Source organism: Acinetobacter sp. SFD, from assembly GCF_001647575.1.
Taxonomy (GTDB): Bacteria; Pseudomonadota; Gammaproteobacteria; order Pseudomonadales; family Moraxellaceae; genus Acinetobacter; species Acinetobacter pecorum.
Genome location: NZ_LSZJ01000012.1, coordinates 369570 through 390552, shown reverse-complemented (window position 1 = coordinate 390552; position 20983 = coordinate 369570). Strand labels below are relative to the sequence as shown.

Genomic DNA, 20983 nt, shown 5'->3' with positions numbered 1-20983 from the left:
GGTTCCAATGGACAACGTTCTCCATTAGATTATGAAAAGGCCCATCAAAAGATGGTTATGTGTGTCTAGAATTTTGGTGGCTATTCAAAATTTCTAAATTGGGTTGGTCTATTTTTAAATGGATTAAAAGAATTAATACTGTTAGATCTGCTAGGTGTTATAGTCTCATAAAGGACTTTAACCATTTCATTTGTCATACTTTTATAGAGATACTTCTTTTCTCCGTGAATAGTTTTAGTAGATTTTCTAATAATTTTTTTCTTAAAATCGATATGTTTTTTAATATTTGATTTGATTTTTTCTATTTCTTTTCTATCTAGATGAGGGTGTTTCTTTACAGTCAGATAGTCATCCATAAGATAAGTAAAAAATTTCAAAAAAGAGCGGACCTTGTTACTAATATTTATATAATTTACTTTACGATTTCCCCCTAAGTATGTGACATGGCTTAAGTCATTATTATTTTCGAGGTAGATGATAAAAGTATCAATTTCTTCATAAATCAGTTCAAAATTATAATTTGAAGAATAGAAAAACTCGCAGAAGGAAATAGCGTATTTTTTATACCAAAACATATACCAATCTTTTAGTGCCATCAAATCAGAATATTGAGTAGATAAGCTTTGAAAACGTATCACTCTCAAGCTAAACAACAATGGAAATAAGCATGGGAATGTCGATTCAGTATCAAACAATAATTTGATTTCGTTCTTATTCGATATCTTTTGCTCTAACTGGATACTTTTGACTTCAAACATAGTGAACTTCATGAACTAAAATTTAGGTCAACATATCATATTTTTGATTAGGAGTTATATTTGTATAAGTTATTGATATTAGGTAGGTGAAGTATAATTATGAAGTTATTATCAGGTGTATTATATTTAACATAATATACATTATACGAAATACAAATATAACTCCAAATAGATCTGGTTGCGCTGCTCAAGCAACTTATATTTTTAAAGCACTTCAAACTCAATCCGGCGATTTTTCTTGCGACCTTCAGCTGTTGTGTTGTCTGCTACGGGTTTACTTGCACCTAAACCTTCGGTATTCAACAATTGTGCTGGAATATTTTTTTCGATTAAATAAGCTTTCACTGTTTCTGCACGTTGCTGGCTCAGCACAAGATTTTTATTGGCATCACCCGAACTATCCGTATGTCCAATAATTCGGACTTTTTTGCCTCCCACCTTATTTAAGGCAATTACCATTTCATCCAGAATCTGTGCACCTGAAACAGCCAATACCGCACTGCCAGATTCAAACTCGATAATCCGGTTCTTCAATGCGGCATCAATAATTTGCTGCGAAGCCTGATTAACTGAAAGCTGTGTATTTAAACGATAATTTGCAGGCGTTAAACCCTGAAATTTTGCAGTTGTCTGCTGAAGCTGTTCGGGATTTGATACTTTACCTATCAGCTGAATATCAGCACCTTTTACTGTTAATTTTCCCTGTTTTACCTTTTTCAGGTCTTCATTAATTACATTGCTGACGGTATTTGACCAGCCTGCTGATGCCGTAACCTGACGGATCTGGATGCGATCTACTACATTTTCCCGTCCATAAGTTGTATATAATTTACTCAATATTTCCTGTTTAGTGTTTTCGTTTGGTACAGTACCTTCGATAATGACCGGTTGTGCATATACAGAAAAACTCACTAATAAGTATGATATTGTATTGATTTTTATAAGTTTTTTTAATTTTAAATTCTTGATTTTTATATTCATTTTATATTTCTACAAATGTCTGTTTAAATAATTTGATGCCTCGAGCCAGACTCATCTGACGCTCACTTAAGGACTGTTCCAGTGTTGCCAGGCCTGCATTATTTTCCAGGTATTGATCAATCCAGGTTGCATTGATAAGTGATACCCAATGCTGACTATCCAGATTTTCCGTGAAAATGTCGCTCAAAGCCTGTATGTCTGCACCTTTAAAGCCAAATAACAAGATTGGCTTTTCTTGATGCAATACACCAATCAATAGTTCTGTATGATGATGTTTCACAAACTGACTGATTAAACTGACCCAAAATGCTGCAATTTCATAGCAATAACTGATGTTATGAATGGGTAAAATCAGTACCTTATTCAAACGACTTGTGCCTTGCTGAATAACCGGTTGCAGCAATAATCCCAATCCAATCAGGCTTTGCGACAGCTGATACGCACTAAGATTCATCAGTCTGGCAAAGGAATGAATAGTATGAGGTTCATAAAATATCTGTGCCTCTTCATAGCTGGATACCATAATCTGGTTACTAAGCTTATTCAGTTTATCCAGCAAAATATCGCTATCTCGTATTGAACGCATTACACGATTGCACTGATAAAGCTCAACCAGTGCTGACTTATAACACAAGGGTGAATACACGATATTTTCAAATGGCTGTTCATGCTCAATCATATGACTGACTACCATGGGAAACTGCCGGCCTGAGCTGTCTTCACTGGAAATCAGATTCGCTACCAGAAATAGCCTTGCCTTCGGATTGGCAATAAAGAAATCCAGCGATGGTAATTGCGCATAGGCCTGTTTGAACTCTGTCTTTTGCATGGCAAATTCCAATGCTTCCGTAATCCATTGATCAATCAGCTGAATCAGCTGATATTGTCCTCGTGACTTGAGAAAATCGCCACGAGCTGGACATTTACCATAATAAAGTGGTGTAGTTTTTAACTCATACATTACTCACCTCCACCATTTTCTTCAGTTTGAGTTGAATCCTCATCATGGTACAGCTGCTCCTGTATTGGCGAATGCCGTAGTCGGACCTGCTTGGCCTGAGCTTTGCTGAGGAGATATAGAAACACTTTGCGCAGCGACGACACGCACCGATTTATTGGAAACTACCTGATCTACCAGTTGCAGGTTGGCATAGTTCGGCTGGCCACCAATTGAATTGCTATTCTGGCCGCTAACCAGCCGGAAGTTTACTTTTACTGAAAGTTCCGGATTCTCCTTGCTCTTCCAGATCATTTCAAAGTTATTGCCTTTTTGGGTACGCTGGGCACTTTCAATCAGGCGGTTAATTCCATATTCACCTGGTTCATCAAAAATGGTGTGGGTCTTCCCTTCCAGATCCACCACGGTAATACGCGCACCCGGAATCGATCCCGGATTTGGCCAGACAAAGTTCACCCATTGTTGTACCCCATTTTCAAAAAGCATACGCTGCCCATCGATATCAAAGGTATAGGCTAAAAGTTTTGGATTTTCCAATGGGTAGAACTGGAAATTGGACTGGTTTACAGCCGGTACTATACGCTGCCCCTGATTCAATTCACCTGTTGCTACGCCATGACTAGGTGCTACATAGGTCTGGAAATTCGCTACAAAAGTTGGATTAAGGCTGATCCCCAGATCCTGCCAGCTTTTTGAAGTTAAGGTATAACCACGACGGATCACCAAAGGATCCAGATGCTCTTTTACAAAACGTGCAATACTGCCACTTTCACCAAAAATCTGATTAATTTCATTAGAAGTAGCTTGTAAATTTGCCTGACTGCTAAATGGATACTTCTGAGCCAGACTCTGGGTAAATGGCTGGTACGACTGCATGGTCCAAAGCTTGTTGATTTCTGCCTGTGCAGGAACAATCAGGCTTTCAAAAGACTGGATTAAGGGTGCAATCAGCAGGTTTTGCAGTAGCTGCTGATCCAGCTCTGTAGTGCCAGCCGACATTTTCTCGGCCACAAATTTATGGGTGGTGTTGAAAATGGAATTCTGCTCATGAATAGTTTGTTTTACTAAGGCCATACTTGCAGGACCAATATCACCAGAGCTTTTCAGGTCATTGAATTGACTGCGGATTTTGGAAATCGAAAGCATGTAGCCATCTAGCAGGGATTGATTCTGCAGATCATCCCGATGACGCGCCATCTGGTAGAATACCTGAAATTCACGTGCAATCACGCCATGGCCTAACTGGTTACTCGCCAGTTGTGCTTGTTTTTCTGCATCACGATTGAGCACTTTACGTTTGAACCAGGCAATAAAGCCTTTTTGTGGCACAGCCAGTTCTGCTTGAACCACCGGATTATCCCAGCTGGTTTCTTTGGCCACATGCTGGATCAACGTCCTGATTGGAGAATTTTCAGGTTCACCCAGGATATCAATCTGTTTGATTTGCTGGTTAAAATCACCTGCCTTGGCATAATGAACCGCATTCAGAAACTTACGCCATTCGGCAATATATTCCTTTTTATACAACTCAGTCAGCTGGCGACGGATCTGTTCAGGACTACCACTAAAGCTTAAGTCATCTGATTGTGTGGTATTCAACACCCAGTCTCGACTATCCGTTGAACTGGTTGCTGCCTGTTCAATCGCTTGCTGCACATAATCTTTCCAAGCCTGATAGGTATAAACTCCTGGCAAAGCATAGCTGCCCAGCATGACATTCTGGTTAGTTTCCCCCAGAATCTGTTTTACCGTAATTGCCGGGAAACGCACCGCAGCACGCATCTTGATTTCGTTATAAACGCGATCACGTGCAGAAACACCGGTGTTAATTGCTGTTAAGATCTGACGGGTCTGATCAACCAGTACCGCATCAGAATTCATCTGAGGGAAACCATTATGTCCTGACAATGTAATGGCATAGCTTAAAATCTGTTCAGCTTTCTGGATCATTTCTCCACGCGGCATTTCACCCCGGTTTTGCTCCAGCCATGTACGCCAGAAACGCGTCATCTGATCACTTAGGTGACTGGAATCCATATATTGAGGATTACTCAACATGAGATAGGTTTTCAGGGCATTGTAGGCATCTTGAGAATTTTGATCAGAAGGTTCTGAAGCAATCTGACGTCCTTGCGCCACATGAGTGATTTTCACCCGGATATGATTTTCTTTTAGAACTGCTTCATTGGCTTTAACCCGTTGCAGGTACTGTGCAATCTGTTGCTGGGTTGGCTGAAGAACCAGATGCTCAATGCCTTTCAGATATTCAGTTTGCAGTTTTTCCCGAATCTGATTACCTTGATACAAACTGAAACTGTATTTCAATGGCCGGTTTTGATCAAATTGATCCAGTTGCTGTAAATGACCTTGTAAAATCAGCAAGCTATCCAGTTGATGAGTGAGTGAAGGATTTGCCTGTACTTGCATCTTTACTACTTTATTAAGATCAGCCTGAACTTCAGCAATCAACTGCTGGTTATTACGGTAGGACCATAGCCATAAACTAAGAACAATTGATATGCTAAGAATCGCTCCTGTGAAGGCCATAAAGCGCTGGCGTTTTTTCGCAGGGTTAATATGCTGACGCACCAAATGCTTATCTTTTAGGATGACCTCAGAAAACAGATTTTTCAGAAAATAACCATGATCCTGAGAAATAGACTGTTTCGGCAGACCAATTTCACTATCATCACTGCGGATCAGATGAAAATCATCAGCGATCTGTTCCGTCATCGGACTTTCAATTACGCCGTCCTGCAAGGCACTGGTAAAGTAAAAGCCTCGGAAAATCGGTTTAAACTGGTAAGGATTTTCCTGAAATAGTGTAGAAATGAAGGTTTTTAGAACCGGTTTTAAGCTCTTAAACTCCAGCGGAAAAGTCATGACACTTGGAGAAATATGCTGTGAATGGCGACGGCTCAGATGTATTGTACTGACACTTTTCAGACCATCGTATAAAATGTTGTAATGTTGCTCGAATAATTCTACCGCCTGCTCGCTGGAATTGGCTGCATACGGTAAGGTTGCCCCCCAGACCTGATCAAATTCCTGTGCATCATAACAGTCAAAGAATTCAGTAAATCCTGCGATCAGGTCCATTTTAGAAAAGACTAGATATACAGGAGCAAAAACTTCCAGACGTTCGGTTAAATCCTGAATACGGGCACGAAGGTTTTTGGCTAATTTTATAGATTTTTCCGGGCTTTGGCTCACCAGTTCAGCAATACTGACAATGACAATCAGGCCATTTACGGGTGCCTTATAACGATTTTTCTTAAGAATGTTCAGGAAACCAAGCCATTCAGAATGATCTTCCGTATAGACTGAATAACGTCCTGCAGTATCCAGCAGAACACCTTCAGTTGAGAAAAACCAGTCACAGTTACGGGTTCCACTTAAGCCAGAAGACACCATTTTCTGGTGATGTTCTTCAAATGGAAAGCGCAGCCCTGAATGATAAATGGCAGAGCTTTTCCCAGCTGCCGGATTGCCAATCACCATATACCAGGGCAACTCATATAGCGCAGCATTGCCCTTACGATCTCCAAGTCTGGACTTGCGGATCAGTTGAATTGACTCCTTCATCTGCTGTTGGATCAGCTGTAACTCTTCCTTATTCTTATGCTTGTACTGTTCAGCTTCAGTGGTACTAGCAATCGCCTCGTAAATCTCTTCACCTTTTTTGGCATGTCGATAATGCTGGATTAATGCATAAATACCCCAGATCATCAGTATCAGGCTATAAACCGTTACCAGAATCCAGAACACACGCTCGGAAACGGTATTTTTCATGGAAAAAATCACCACGAAAAATGACAATGCCATAATCGCTTTTGGATTGGTCACATACTGCCAGACATATCCCAAGATCGTATAAAATAATGTATTCACTGTAATCTCTTATATTTCTTTATTATTTTTCAGATTTTTAAAATTTTTCAGGCTGCGTTCTGTTCAAGTTCCTCAACCATACTGACGGGTTGATAGACAAAAAATGTCTGAGGATGCTGTACTGAATAAGCCAATGTAATGACATCTTCATTCATTTGCATACACAGCAATGTTCCAAATAGTGCTTTCATCTCTGTTGCACCGCCTAGATAAGCATAACAATACAGGCCGTGATGCAGTTCTATTCCAAATTTACCCAGATACTGTTGAACCTTCTTTGCTGTGCTGATCTGTAAGGGATCATCCAGAAAAAGTATAAATGCAGCTTCCTGCTGTAGCTGATCAGCAAAGTTTGGACTTTTTTTCTTCAAATATTCACTAATATTTTTGACATGCTTAACGAATTTTATTGTTTTTATTTCTGTCAAATCTTCAATGCTTAACTGTAGTGAAGACAGGCATATACTCGCTGCATATTCTCCCGGCAGATATTGTTCCGACTGCCATAACTGCTGTTCCAGCCACTCCTGGTCAATTTCAGACTGTACAGCAATCACCAGACTGACCAGTTCATTTTGCTGCTGAATATCATTGAGCAGGTTCATCCAGAGTGAATAGGCATTGTTATGATCGACATAATGAAACTCGACATGAATCTGGCTCTGCACAATTTCATATTGCTGTTCTAGCTGTTCAATCAGCTTCTGTTGGGTTTCATCTGGCCAGAGATGAATTAAGGTTGCCGGCAGCAGAATATGCAGATTCAATTTATTTAATCGTGCAACCTGTTCAACTGGAATATCCGTTTCTTTCTCTTCATCAAACTGTTCATTGATCCAGCCCGGATGCATACGATATTGATAAGCTGTCTCTGCATCATAGAACATAGCTGACTTTCTAAGATGTGTAGCAATGTGATACAGGCTTTCACTATGTTGCTCCATCTGCTGCTGAATCAGTAAATTTATACGTTGCACTCGCATGCTGTGCAGGGTGTCATTCTCTTCTGCTTCGGGTAATAGCTCGTCCAGACTCCGAATACGATAAGACAGGATGGGCAGTCCATAGTGATTGGCCAAGGTTTCATCCAGTTCCGGGCTTTTAAACGCCTGCATAGCATCAATAATGTCCTGATTTTCACCAAAGCTGTGGATTGCCGCAGATGAATAGACTTTTAGCGTCAGTTCTTCGACCGGTTTCTCCTTGTTTTTCTCTAGTTCACTTTGCTGTTGCAGATGTTGCTCTTTATTTTTAGCAGCTTCTAACTTTTGTGCTTTCCCTGTCTGATAAGCTTTTAGCGATGTGTAAATCAGCCATGGAGAAAGCAATAACAAGCCAGCACAAACCGGCAGCAGAATAAAGAATTGCAGCATATCCATGCCGGTTGGATCGTATTGCACATCACGCCAGTAGTAGATGACTAGACTACTTGTAATCAGGATCAACGCCAGAATAGTAGAGACAATGACCTTAATCATGCTGCTCTCCCCATCAGGCTATAACAGGTTTCCTGATTATCAGCAGATGCTTGTGGCATCAGAAAAGCGCCCTGTCCTAGCCCTACACTTTCATCACCAAGCCGGATGGGACGGATTTCTTCCTTGTTTAATATCAGCCGCAGATCCACCATCAAGGTCGGGCTGCACCAGGTTGCAATGATCTGTTTGAGTTTTTCGCTCTGCTTTTGTTGCGGAAGAAAGCTTAGATAGTCTTGCCGGTTTAATGGGCCAATTACGATTTCAATTTTTTCATCAATCTGGGTCAGCAATTCACCACAAAAACTATTGATTCCCAATAAAGCGGGAGTAGATCCACCCAAGGAAGATTTTTGAAAATCTTCCAGCTTGAACTGTTCTGGTAAATACTCCCTGATCTTCACCTTATGCTTGAACATGCAACTCAGCATGGTTTTCAGCACATAAGTACTATTATTTTGCCCCTGCATTAAGCCGGAAAATTCAGCAAAATAATCATCCAGATGATTCTGCTGATGCTGTTCACGCACATAGCCATTTAGCGCATGTAAAATTTCCAGATAATAATTGTCCTGTTCAATTTCATAGCGCAGTGGCAAATGATAGTTAACTGAAGCATCAATATATTGCGCGGTGAGTTTATGATTAAACAACCCGAGAAAATGCAGGGTTTCCTCACGCTGTTGACGTGGACTTTGCTTAATACGATAGGTATAGGCATAAGGCAATACTCCCTGTATACCGGTCAAGCCAATCATCGCGCTGGTCAGCTGAATTTTCCGATCTTTCCATTCCAGACATTCAATCTCGGATTTTGCAAAATTCAGGTTCAGTGAACTCGTAAAACTAAATCCCCTGTTCCAGTCCTGTAATTGATTTTGCTCAGGATAATGACGCAACAAACGAGTCGCCTGCACCAGTTCAAAGCGGGTTGGCTGCTGATACAGCTGCTCCACTACAGAAGTTTTTTGCCACCAACGTTCTGCACGCATTGGTATACCTCCTGTTCTGTTGCAGCATCAATTACAACCATTTCCACATAACTGTTCATTTGTACTTTCAGGTTAAAAATATGATTAAGCAATTGGACAAAGACATACAGACTTGATCCGCGAAATGCTTCGTTATTCATCTTGACCTTTGCACTTACACCACGGACAAACAGTGGAAAAGGTTTATGGTCCAATAATTTCTGGCTCAATGAAAAATCAATCGATTGAATTGCTTCAATCATCTGCTGATTTTCTTTGGAAGCTGGCAGGTTATACAGTTCCAGCAATTCCTTAAGATGCGTGACTGCATCGCCTTTCATCAAGGAGAGATTATTCAGGCAAAGATGGGAAATAATACGCCATTGTTCTTTTTGGCTCTGCTTGAATATATAAGGTAAAGATGGGCGCTTTAACAACACTCCACGTCGAGCCAGCTGACTGTCATTTAAGCTGAGTGCATTCTGATCCTTGTTATAGCTTTCATAAGGCAGATCGCGGTTACAGCACAGCAGCCGAGTACTGATAAAATCAGAGAAGGTATTCTGTGGCTCCAGGCTTTTGGAAATTAAAGAAAATTTCAGGTCATTCTTTTGCGTACTGGCAATTTCTGGCTGCAGATGATAATAAAATTGCGCGCCGTCATGTCGATAATAGCTCATAGCAAAAAAAGGCAAAACTTGTTGAGTAACCTGTTCTTTATCACTCTTTTCACGAATCAGGTTCATCTCGGAGACCGAATACACTTGATAATATTCAGGATGATGCGCATCTGAAATGAGTGGATATTCCAGTCGCTGATGATTGATTTTCTGTGGTTCGGCCTGTTTCTCAAATAGATTAATGACTGGCGTAGTGAACAGCTTGAAATTGGCAAGATCCAGTTCTGAATAATTACGAATCGCGGCCTGATCATTCAGGTTCATTTTAAAGTGAACATGCAGCTCAAAATTTGACGTATCGGGTTCGACCTGATTGAGAAAATCCAGATTCAGGTTCAGGAAACTGAACTTGTCTGGAAAGCAAAAGTATTCAAGTAATAATCGATAGGCATGATGAGTATGCTGATCCACCGGCAGTAAACTCTCCTCCTCAGTAAAACCTAACAATTCAAATGGATTAGGAATTTTAAATTCTTGATCATGTATCTTGATTGAAAATTGGGTTTCAGACTTAAAGATCTGATCCATAACCTGTAAAGGAAAACTTGAAATTGCATCCAGATAAATGGGTAGCTGGTGCTGTTGCAGTAATTTCAGCTGATGATTAAAGATTTCAAAATCCAAAATCAGTGTGGCATTACGGTTTAAGTGAATATGCGCCGAAGGATGAGTTTTGAAATTGACAGCTTTCAATGCAATGGGGAGTAAAGTCACATTCTGCACAGTCCGGTATTCACATTGTACGCCGCGTACACTTTTAGACTTTAAAGATGTATTTTTAGGAATCAGATATGCATTACTTAGCTGTTTGATTTTATTGACATCTTCAAAACTAACAATAGAACATGCTGGAAACGGCTTTAAATACTGGGGAAACATCACCTCAAAAATTGATCGGGTGAAAATTTGATAGCTGTCATTCAGCTTTTTATCAATGCGTGCCGAGATCAGTGAAAATGCCTGAATCAGGCGTTCAATATGCGGATCGTCAATCTGCTCCTGATTTAAGGACAGACGCTGGGCAATTTTAGGATATTTATTGGCAAATTCTCGGGACTGCTGGCTAAATTCCTGCAGCTGTTTTTCGTAATAAGGTAATACTTCTTCAATCGCGCTCATTCTAATTATAATCTTGGCAAAATAACGTATTGTTGTGTGGTCGGCTTCAGTAAAGCATCAAAAACTACAGGTTCATATAAAGGATGGATATTTAAATAGGCATGAATGCTAAGGCAGAGACTACCCATATTGTTTTCATCCAGTAGCATTTCAACCCGTACATGCTTAAGCCGTGGTTCATGTGCTGAAATAGATGCTTCTATTGAGCGACAAATTTTGTCGCGATCCATTGGGTTTGCGGTTGATAAACCGACAAAATCAATAATGCCAAATTGCAGGATGGACTGTTTTACCCAAGCATAGTCATCAATAATATGATCCAGTTTGGCCAGGCGGCTATTTAATAAATCTTCCAGATCTGCCGCCACGGCTTCACGCAATTTCTGAATCGACTGGCCTTGTGTACTGACATCATCTTGTGGCAACAGTCGGTCAAACAAGGTTGGACGGAATCCATAAGGATAAAGCTGATCCAGATTCATGCGTTTCCATCATCCATTTGGAATATTCAAATTTCAGCTAGAGACTTGCATATGCAAGCCTCTAAACACAGAAGAATTAAGCTGCATAAGATGCGGTATTATTCGATAATGACCATTTTTTGGTTATGGCACCTTTCTGTGTTCCGTTAATATCTTGCTGGTTATAAGTCCACTCAACCGCAGCATATTTCAGACCAAATGCTTCAGTCGGTACACCTTCTTCATTCACGCTTGGCGTTACTTGAGAAACCAGCACGTGTTTCAGTTTGATCTGAAGGTATTTGATACGCTTGTCACCGTTGGCACGATAGAAGTCAATTTGCACTTCATCAAAGGTATAACCAGCAGAGCAGGCTTCCCAAAGTTTGGGGCTGGTTGCATCCAGGTCTTTAACAAAAATCATGTCAGAATGTTCTACACGCTCAGCGGTATGGCCACCAACGCTAGAAGAAGTTGCAGATTTTGGCTGACGAATATTATGTGACCAGGAATTTACTTCTAGCCAGCTTTTATGTTCAGAATCGCGTGATTCACCATCTACTTTATATTTACCGCGAAATTGGACGTATATATCTTTCATTGTTATTTTTAACCTGTTTTATTATAAATAATTAAAAATGCAACCGGCTTAGTTACTCGATTGCGGCAATTCAGTGACCAGTCTCAGGGATACTGACAACTCATCAAGCTGGAAATGTGGTCGCAAGAAGACCACTGATTTGTAGTGACCAGGTTCAGCTGGACTTTCTACAACTTTGATTGACGCTTCACGTAATGGATACTGCGCCTTGGATTCCTGAGAAGCACCGTCATCCAAGAGTACATATTGTGATAACCAGTCATTCAGGAAGGCTTCAACATTACCAGCTGAAGCAAAACTACCGACTTTGTCACGCATCATCGCTTTCAAATAATGCGCAATACGCGAAACTGCCATAATGTATTGGATCTGACTTGATAAAGCTGAGTTGGCATTGGCTGCATCATTGTCATATTTTTTCGGTTTCTGGGTCGATTGCGCACCAAAGAACGCTGCATAATCGGTATTTTTACAATGTACCAGCGGAATAAAACCCAGGTCGCTGAGTTCTTTTTCACGTCGGTCGGTAATGGCAATTTCAGTTGGACATTTGAATATTACATCACCATCATTGGTCTTGAACGTATGTACAGGTAGACCTTCTACCACCCCACCCCCTTCTACACCACGGATCGCTGCGCACCAGCCATGCATGTCAAATGCATTGGTCAAACGGGTACCGAAGGCATAAGCAGCATTCATCCATAGATATTCGTTATGGTCTTCACCAGAAACCTCTTCAACGTAGTTAAAACCTTCAGTTGCAGCACCTTCTTTTGGATGATATGGCAGACGACCCAATACTCGTGGCATGGTCAAGGCGACATAACGTGCATCATCACTTTCACGGAAGGAACGCCATTGCACATATTCAGCGGTTTCAAAAATCTTGGAAACATCGCGTGGACGATCAATATCAGTAAATGATTCAAGACCAAACATGCTTGGACTAGCTGTCGAAATAAATGGTGCATGTGCTGCTGCTGCCACATGTGAAATCTGTTCCAGTAAAAACATATCTGTTGGCGTACGATCAAACTCAAAATCACCAATCAAGGTCGCATAAGGTGCACCCCCGAAAGAACCATATTCTTCTTCATAAATCTTTTTAAATAAGGTACTTTGGTCAAAATCAGTCGCACTTTGGAAGTCCTTGATTAATTCCTTTTTAGTGGTATTCAACATCCGGATTTTAATCAAGGAATTGGATGGCGTTTCCTGACAGAAATAATATAAACCACACCAGGTTGATTCAATTTTCTGAAATTGTTCATGATGCATGATTTTGCTGAGCTGGGTTGAAATTAGCGCATCGATTTCGGCAATACGTTTATCCAATGCCAGGATCATGTTGTCAGATACGGTGATTGTCCCTGCCATGACTTCGCGTGCCAGTTCACCAATCAGGCTTTTGGCACGATCATGCTCTTCATCAGTACGCGCGATACGACTACGCTCAACGATAGAGTCAAGTAATGAGTATTCTTCTACATTCGTATTTTCAGCAGTTGCTGCATTTAAATTACTCATTTTCAGCCTCCACACTCATCTTGCGAATCTGATCCGTACTTTTCAGCACTTCATCAAGAAGATCTTCCAGACGTTCATTATTGGAAATTTTGTTGCGTAAATCCGTTAAACGTTCACGTGCCTCAACCAGCCGACGTAATGGTTTAACCTGCTGTACCACCTGTTCTGGCTTAAAGTCACCCATGGAATTGAAAGTCAGATCTACAGACATCTTGCCACCCTCTTCAGTCAGCGTGTTCTCAACCTGAAAGTTGGCACGTGGCGCCAGTGATTCCATGACTTCATCAATATTGTCTAAATCCACAGTGATAAATTTCTTGTCTTTTAGTTTGGTTTTTTCCAATTCGGATGCTGCTGAAAAATCTCCAAGTACCCCAACCACAAAAGGTAATTCTTTCACTTCACGTGCATCACCGACTTCTACATCGTAAGTTAATTGAACCCGCGGTGGACGAATCCGCTGTAATTTCTTCTGTACACTTTCACGCTTAGCCATGATGCTGATTCCTATATTATTTTTTATTAATTATTACGAAGTGCGCCAAATGGATTGGAGGTAGGCGGAACATTACGGGTGACGACAGGCTCATTTTTCTTGGCGACAACATTACTGGTAGATGTTTCTTTTGCTTTAGTCGGAGCACTTGGACGTGACTTGGTCGAGCTGGATTTTTTGCTCGAACTTGCCACAGTTTGTTTCTTGGTGCTTGAATTCTTCTCTGCACGTAGAGGCATTACAGTGACGGGTTGAGATAGACGCACATTATCGTTGAAGACTTTGGTAATGGCATAGGTTTCTTCAGTCAGCGGACGAATTTCGGTGCTGCGCATATAATTCACAGCTTTATTTGAAATCGCCACACTAGAAAAGAATGTGATATCTGTTAATTGACGTGTTGTATAATTTTCACGATTTAACTGATCTACAGCTTGAAGTGCCTTCAGATGCAGACCACGATCCAGATAAAGTTGTGCAATATTGGCTTTAATTTCACGCTGCAAATTAAGATCTTTCTGAGTTGGCTTGGCACAAAGCTGTTCATACTGTTGCAGTATTTCTGGATCAGTATCTCCGTTAGCCAATGGATACGCTTTAAGACATGATTTTTTCAGGGTTGCAGCATGTGTCTGCATCAAACTCATCGTGCAGACAGCCATCATCAGCACGAGTATGGAACTCATATTTTTTTTCAAAATAAGCCTCAATTTTTTCTTTTTCTGGTTGTTGATTTTTTTACTTGAAATGATTTTTCTGTATTTATTGTTTAAAAATCATCTTGCGAATTTAACAAAAAATGATCACACTAAGTCAACAACAAAAATTGACTTTTGTAAAATATTTTTTAACAGTCTTTCAAATAATGTTAAAGATTATATGACTTTGATCATTTTATTCTGTTAGAAAATATGCAACAACATGATCAAATAGATCAGTAAAAATGATTGGCTTGCAGTCATTCAAATAAATAATAAGAACAGCACAGTGGTATTTTTTAATTTTTAAAGACATTATGCCTTGCAAGAATAAATAATGAGAAACACATGAATAACCTAAAAATTTTAATTACTAAATTATCTGATCATGCACGCTTATGTCTTGAGAAATCTGCCAACACCTGTATTAACCAGCAAAACTACGAAATCGAAATTGAACATTTTTTCCTGGAATTGCTGTCGCATGAACAGCTAAATGATGTCCAGTTTCTGCTTAAAAATTACAAGCTCTCCAAAGATGCCCTGCTGGATGATCTAAAGGAAAGTTTACTCCAGCTTAACAAAGGAAACTCACGCACCCCTATTTTTGCCAAGTCAATTATCCGTTTACTTGAGCAAGCTTGGCTATTGGCATCTGCTGAAAAAGAACCTGTCATCCGTAGTGGACACCTACTGGTAGCTTTACTGACTGCTTCCGATCTGTATCAGATTGCGATGCGTTCATCCTGTATTTTTGAACTGATTCCGATCGATACAATGAAGCATCAGTTTCTGGCTTTATGTCAGGACAGTATCGAAAATGTGTCAACTCAAACTCATCCTTCTCTGCCAGTAAAAACTCCAAACTCTCAAACTTTACTCAAAAAAACACCAGCACTGGATCAATACACGATCAACCTGACCCATAAAGCTGTTGAAGGAAAAATTGATCCAGTGATTGGGCGTGAATTTGAAATTCGCTTAATGCTGGATATTTTAATGCGCCGTCGTCAGAATAATCCAATTTTGACGGGTGAACCGGGTGTCGGCAAAACTGCGGTGGTTGAGGGTTTGGCACTAAAAATTGCCCAGCAACAGGTACCTGACGCTCTGAAGAATGTGCAATTACATGTGCTGGACATGGGGCTGTTACAGGCCGGTGCCAGTGTCAAAGGTGAATTTGAGAACCGCCTGAAACAGGTGATCCAGGAAGTACAAAGTTCTTCTCATCCAATCATCCTGTTTATTGATGAAGCACACACCTTAATTGGCGCAGGTGGTCAGGCAGGCCAGAATGATGCTGCTAATTTACTCAAACCGGCACTTGCACGGGGGGAATTACGTACTATTGCAGCAACCACCTGGGCAGAATACAAACAGTATTTTGAAAAAGATGCAGCTCTCAGCCGCCGTTTTCAGGTCGTTAAAGTTGAGGAACCGACTGAAGCGGTCGCGATTGACATGCTGCGTGGCATGATTCCGGTGATGGCCCAACACTTTAATTTACAGATTGATGATGAAGCGATTATCGCTGCTGTATATAGTTCACATCGTTATATCAGTGGACGTCAGTTACCAGATAAAGCGATTAGTGTTCTGGATACTGCAGCTGCTCGTGTTGCACTGACTCAAAATGCGCAGCCGGCACAACTCGATCAACTACAAGCACAACTGCATAATCTGGAATTGGAACACAAGCTATTAACCCAGGAAAACCAGAACCTGCCAATTCATCATGCCAGACTAAATGATCTTTCTAAAAAAATCTCAGATCTAAAACAGGATATCCAGTGTCTTAAAGAGCAATGGCAACGTGAATTGCAGATTGTTCAGCAGATCCGGGATATTCAGGCACAAGAACATAATGAAAAATCCAGTCAAAAAATTGCAAAATTACGCTTAGAACTAATTGAAGTACAGCAAAAAAAACCACTGGTCTTTGAACGGGTCAATACCAGCATCATTCATGAAATCATTTCGGATTGGACAGGTATTCCAGTGGGCAAGATGGTCAATGATGAAATCCGGCAAGTATTACAACTTGAAGATCGTCTGGCTCAGCGCGTGATGGGACAGGATTATGCCCTACAACAACTGGTGCAAGGCATTAAAACGTCTAAAGCCAAATTGGAAGATCCTAACAAACCACAAGGTGTTTTCTTATTAGTGGGACCAAGTGGGGTTGGTAAAACTGAAACTGCCCTCGCCCTCGCCAATGAACTGCACGGGGGCGAATCACATCTAATCACGATTAATATGTCTGAATATCAGGAAGCACATACCGTTTCTTCATTAAAAGGCGCACCGCCAGGTTATGTCGGTTATGGGCAAGGTGGCGTACTGACTGAAGCTGTTCGCCGTAATCCATATAGTGTGGTTCTGCTGGATGAAATTGAAAAAGCACATAGTGATGTGCAGGAACTGTTTTATCAGGTCTTTGATAAAGGCATGCTGGAAGATGGTGAAGGTCGTTTGATTGATTTTAAAAACACTACAATTTTGCTGACTTCAAATGCAGGATCATCTGCGATTATGCAGGTCTGTCTCAATCAGGAACCTGAAAACTGGCCAAGTGCACATGAACTTATTGAACAGATTAAGCCAAGTTTATATAAACAATTCAAGCCGGCGTTCTTGGGACGTATGCAGATCGTACCATACTTCCCGCTGCATGATGATCTGCTGATCAGAATCATTGAACATAAACTTGGCAAAATTATTCAGCGTGTACAAGCTCAATACAAGACTGAAGTTACTTATAGCAATGATCTGTTAGAGCTTATCCTAAGCCGTTGTACAGAAGTTGATAGTGGTGCCCGTAATGTTGACCATATTCTTAATGCCAGCGTATTGCCCGCTTTAGCGACTGAAATTCTGATGGCGTTGAGTGAGGAAAAAGTTCCTGAAAAAATTCAGATTGATGTTGAAAATGATGAAATTATTTATCGCTTAGAGCCACAGCAATCTAAAGCGAAAACTAAAAGCATCCGGAAACAGAAAACGGATGCTGTATAAAGCTATATTTTAAAAGATCAGAAATTAAAGAAGAAGAATAAGTTTCAGGTGAAGAATGACTCTAGATATTGAACAACTGCTTGCCCCAATCTCTGATCATCAGCCAGGTGGTGAGGATTGCTCGTTTTCAAATGACTTTCATGCCATTAAAAAGGCCAAAACTCAGGATGATCCTTTGCTAGATCAAGGTGACTGGATCTCTGAGCCACGTCAGGCAGACTGGCAGTTTGTGTTGAATAAATCAGTTGAGTTGTTAAGTGATAAAACCAAAGACCTGCGTCTTTATACTTGGTTAGCTGAAGCTTGGGCAAGAACTCATGGATTTGCAGGAATTGCCTGCGGCCTGGAACTTAGTCATCGCAGTATTCAGCAATATTGGCAGGACATGCATCCTTTAATTGAGGATGATGATCTGGATCAGCGCTTAGGTTTGCTACAAGGCTTAATCAACCAGATTCCAGCTTTGATGAAACAGGTTCCCCTGGTCAGTCAGGCGCCGTTTTATCATTTAGGAAATTATGAGGCATTTTTACATCAGCAAAATGTCCGGATCCGTCAGATTCAGCAGGATGAAGATGGCGAATCTTCAAGTAGCAACGATGAGCTACAAAAGTTCGAGCAATTGCTACAGGCTACTTCCTACTCTGTAATAATAGAAAACTACCAGCAGGTTTTGGATATTCAACAGCACTGGCACCATCTAAAAACCATTCTGGATGAATTACTGGGTTTGAATGCACCGAGTTTTTCGGCAATTGACGAACAGATTGATTCAATCATTTCCCTAATTAAACGTCTATATAAAGTGGAACAGTTAGCGAATCAAAATACTGAAAGCTTAATCCCGCCGACAGACTCAGGAATTCAGCAAGTTTTTACGGATACTTCCTCTTCTGTTGTTCAAACTCAATTCCGGTTACAGCCACAAAATCATCTGGCAAATCGGGAACAGGCATTGAAAGTCTTAAATGAAATTGCGGATTATTTCCAGATGCACGAACCGCATAGTCCGGTAAGTTATATGCTGCAAAAAACCATTCGCTGGAGTCAGATGCCACTTCATGAATGGCTGGCACAAGTGATTAAAAATGAAAATCCCCTAGAACAGGTTCAAGAGTTACTGGGTGTACACGATATGAATAATTCCAATAATGAGTGGTAATACTGAATGTTTAAAGCAGAAAAAGTTCTTTGGGGTGAAGGCCTATTTTTAAGACCTCAGCATTTTCAGTTACAGGATGCCTATCATGAACAACGTCTGAACCATATGATTCAGGCGAGCTTGCCTTTTGCCTATGGAATTCAGTCAATAGAATTCGATGAAACCCAGTTAGGCATGAATATACTGGCACTCAGCCGGATTAAAATGGTCTGGCAAGATGGGGAAATTTATCGTGCACCTGAACTGGATCTATTACCTGAACCTATACAGCTTGATACTTTGAATCTGCGTACAGAAATGGCGATTTATCTTGCTTTACCGATGATTCAGGCAAGTAAACAGAATCTTTATCATCAAGATCATTCTCAATCCAGCCGCTACCATTCCTATTTAAGTTCAACCCATGATCTGTTTACCAATGCGGCTACAGCAGAAATCACCCTGGTACGCCGTCGTGCAGAATTTAAGATTTTTGAAATAAGCCAGGGACCTGAACAGGCTTTGGATGGCTATTTTTATCTTCCGATTGGCACAATGAAACGGCAAAGTTCCGGGAATTTTGTACTGGATCACAAGTTTATTCCCCCAATCCTGCATATCGAAGCATCAGAAAATCTGTTGAATAATCTGAAGCGTACCTTGAATATTATCCGGGCCAAGATCAAAACCATTCAAAACAATAACCGGGAAAATGAACAGAAACTGATTGAATTCCGTTCTGGTGATATTGTGTCTTTCTGGCTGGTGAGTGCACTCAATACTGCACATGCAACGTTGAATCACATCTTGCAGTATCCACGTATTCATCCAGAACGGCTGTATTCTGAATTATTACGTCTGACCGGCTCGCTCCTGACTTTTTCAACTGCCTATGCTGTCGATCATTTACCCCAATATCAACATCATCATTTACAGGAAAGCTTTGGCCAGCTCGACGTGATTTTACGTGAATTGCTGGATACGATTATTTCAAACCGCTATATCAGTATTGCCCTGAAAGAAACCCGTCCATCCTATTGGGTTGGCAGTCTTGAAACAGACAAAATTTCCCGAGATACCCGTTTTTATCTTGCAGTATCGAGTAGTGTCATGCCAGCCCATGATCTGATTGCCTATGTGCCGATCCGTTTCAAGGTTGGCAGTACTGTCGATGTTGAACAACGCGTGATTGCAGCACTGCCAGCTGTACCTGTTCAGCATCTGATTCAAGTGCCAACCGCCATTCCAGTGCGTTCAGGGGTAAGCTATTTTGAAATTGAACCAAATAATGAACTGTATCAACGGATGTTGGAGTCCGAGACCATTTGTGTCTATATCCCCAGCGGATTCCAGGATATTTCAATTGAACTGATTGCTGTGGTAAATGGATAAGAATAATGAATAGTATTAATAATGCGCCATCGCTATTTGATGATGGACAAATTGGTACAGGTTTTCAGACCAATACAAAGATAGATAAGAGTCAACACTCAGCAACTACCCATCTGGTCGATCTATTACATGATGGATTCTATGTGGTTTTCCTGATTCGCAATCAGTATGTACCCTCTAATCCGGAGTCCTTCCGCCAGAAAGTGCTAGATATGCTGGCACGTTTTGAAAACCAGGCAAGAAAACTGCAATTTTCTGCAGAAGATATTAATAATGCACAATATGCATATTGTGCTTTGTTAGATGAGACGATTGCCACCCAACAGGATTCCCGTTTTTTTGACCTGAAAAATTTCTGGATGATGAGCCCGCTACAACTCAGTTTATTTGGATCACAACTGGCTGGTTATCGTTTTTTTGAACACATGGAAGAAATCCGCAATAAAGACAAGGAATGCCTCGCCGTTCTTGAAGTTTATCATTACTGTTTATTATTAGGTTTTCATGGTAAATACAGAATTGAATCAATGAGTCAGTTGAACAGTCTGATTAGTCGTGTCGGTGATCAAATCGATTACCTCAAAGGGAAAAAGGCATTTTCTCCTTTTGCTGCAATTCCAGACCAGATTAAACATATCATTCACCGTGAATTGCCATTTTTCTGGATTCTGATTTTCTGGCTAGTGTTTGCTCTGGCAAGCTTTATTGGTCTGCACTATGTATTGTCCAAAGACCGTAATGCAGCATTTTCCCAATATCAGAATGTGATTAGTGTTCCTGTAGAACAAGCTCACATTACTATCCATTTACCATAAA

Annotated in this window: 16 protein-coding genes; 4 read left to right on the top strand and 12 right to left on the bottom strand. The window is 40.7% G+C overall.

The window, feature by feature from the left end; translation table 11 throughout:
• Nucleotides 1-80: 80 nt before the first annotated feature.
• The 12 genes from AY605_RS09520 to AY605_RS09465 form a co-directional block, all read right to left on the bottom strand.
• Nucleotides 81-758, bottom strand: a complete 678-nt coding sequence (locus AY605_RS09520; RefSeq protein WP_064096159.1) for a hypothetical protein — start codon at nucleotides 756-758, stop codon at nucleotides 81-83.
• A 204-nt stretch (nucleotides 759-962) separates the two neighbouring features.
• Nucleotides 963-1739: an OmpA family protein gene (locus AY605_RS09515; protein ID WP_064096158.1), complete on the bottom strand. Its 777-nt coding sequence runs from the start codon at nucleotides 1737-1739 to the stop codon at nucleotides 963-965.
• 1 nt (nucleotide 1740) lies between these two features.
• Nucleotides 1741-2700 carry a type VI secretion system-associated protein TagF gene (gene tagF / locus AY605_RS09510; protein WP_064096157.1) on the bottom strand — a complete coding sequence of 320 codons (960 nt, stop codon included), beginning with the start codon at nucleotides 2698-2700 and terminating at the stop codon, nucleotides 1741-1743.
• A 42-nt stretch (nucleotides 2701-2742) separates the two neighbouring features.
• The gene (gene tssM / locus AY605_RS09505) at nucleotides 2743-6588 is read right to left on the bottom strand and encodes a type VI secretion system membrane subunit TssM (RefSeq protein ID WP_064096156.1); all 3846 of its coding nucleotides are present in this window, start codon (nucleotides 6586-6588) and stop codon (nucleotides 2743-2745) included.
• 47 nt (nucleotides 6589-6635) lie between these two features.
• On the bottom strand, nucleotides 6636-8066 hold the full coding sequence (locus AY605_RS09500) for a hypothetical protein (RefSeq protein ID WP_064096155.1): 1431 nt from the start codon (nucleotides 8064-8066) through the stop codon (nucleotides 6636-6638).
• Nucleotides 8063-9055, bottom strand: a complete 993-nt coding sequence (tssG, locus tag AY605_RS09495) for a type VI secretion system baseplate subunit TssG (RefSeq protein WP_064096154.1) — start codon at nucleotides 9053-9055, stop codon at nucleotides 8063-8065. Before tssG ends, AY605_RS09500 begins: the two co-directional genes overlap by 4 nt.
• Nucleotides 9019-10833, bottom strand: coding sequence for a type VI secretion system baseplate subunit TssF (tssF, locus tag AY605_RS09490; RefSeq protein WP_064096153.1), 1815 nt, complete (start codon nucleotides 10831-10833; stop codon nucleotides 9019-9021). The genes tssG and tssF overlap by 37 nt, the downstream gene beginning before the upstream one ends.
• Nucleotides 10834-10838: 5 nt before the next feature.
• Complete coding sequence (gene tssE, locus AY605_RS09485) at nucleotides 10839-11315, bottom strand: type VI secretion system baseplate subunit TssE (protein ID WP_064096152.1); 477 nt, start codon at nucleotides 11313-11315, stop codon at nucleotides 10839-10841.
• A gap of 76 nt (nucleotides 11316-11391) precedes the next feature.
• Nucleotides 11392-11895 (bottom strand): Hcp family type VI secretion system effector, encoded by a 504-nt coding sequence (locus AY605_RS09480; RefSeq protein WP_064096151.1) that lies wholly within the window; start codon nucleotides 11893-11895, stop codon nucleotides 11392-11394.
• A gap of 48 nt (nucleotides 11896-11943) precedes the next feature.
• The gene (tssC, locus tag AY605_RS09475) at nucleotides 11944-13425 is read right to left on the bottom strand and encodes a type VI secretion system contractile sheath large subunit (protein ID WP_064096150.1); all 1482 of its coding nucleotides are present in this window, start codon (nucleotides 13423-13425) and stop codon (nucleotides 11944-11946) included.
• Nucleotides 13418-13921: a type VI secretion system contractile sheath small subunit gene (gene tssB / locus AY605_RS09470; protein WP_064096149.1), complete on the bottom strand. Its 504-nt coding sequence runs from the start codon at nucleotides 13919-13921 to the stop codon at nucleotides 13418-13420. Before tssB ends, tssC begins: the two co-directional genes overlap by 8 nt.
• 26 nt (nucleotides 13922-13947) lie before the next feature.
• Nucleotides 13948-14607, bottom strand: coding sequence for a hypothetical protein (locus tag AY605_RS09465; protein WP_227509962.1), 660 nt, complete (start codon nucleotides 14605-14607; stop codon nucleotides 13948-13950).
• Between the two features lie 360 nt (nucleotides 14608-14967).
• On the opposite strand from AY605_RS09465, the gene tssH reads away from it, so the two are divergent.
• From tssH to icmH, 4 genes are read left to right on the top strand one after another with little or no spacing between them, the layout of a single operon-like run.
• Nucleotides 14968-17634, top strand: a complete 2667-nt coding sequence (gene tssH, locus AY605_RS09455) for a type VI secretion system ATPase TssH (protein WP_064096146.1) — start codon at nucleotides 14968-14970, stop codon at nucleotides 17632-17634.
• A 55-nt stretch (nucleotides 17635-17689) separates the two neighbouring features.
• Nucleotides 17690-18796, top strand: a complete 1107-nt coding sequence (gene tssA / locus AY605_RS09450; RefSeq protein WP_064096145.1) for a type VI secretion system protein TssA — start codon at nucleotides 17690-17692, stop codon at nucleotides 18794-18796.
• Between the two features lie 6 nt (nucleotides 18797-18802).
• A complete protein-coding gene (tssK, locus tag AY605_RS09445) occupies nucleotides 18803-20167 on the top strand; it encodes a type VI secretion system baseplate subunit TssK (protein ID WP_064096144.1) in 1365 nt (454 codons plus the stop codon).
• Nucleotides 20168-20172: 5 nt separating this feature from the next.
• The gene (gene icmH / locus AY605_RS09440; RefSeq protein WP_064096143.1) at nucleotides 20173-20982 is read left to right on the top strand and encodes a type IVB secretion system protein IcmH/DotU; all 810 of its coding nucleotides are present in this window, start codon (nucleotides 20173-20175) and stop codon (nucleotides 20980-20982) included.
• Nucleotide 20983 lies beyond the last annotated feature (1 nt).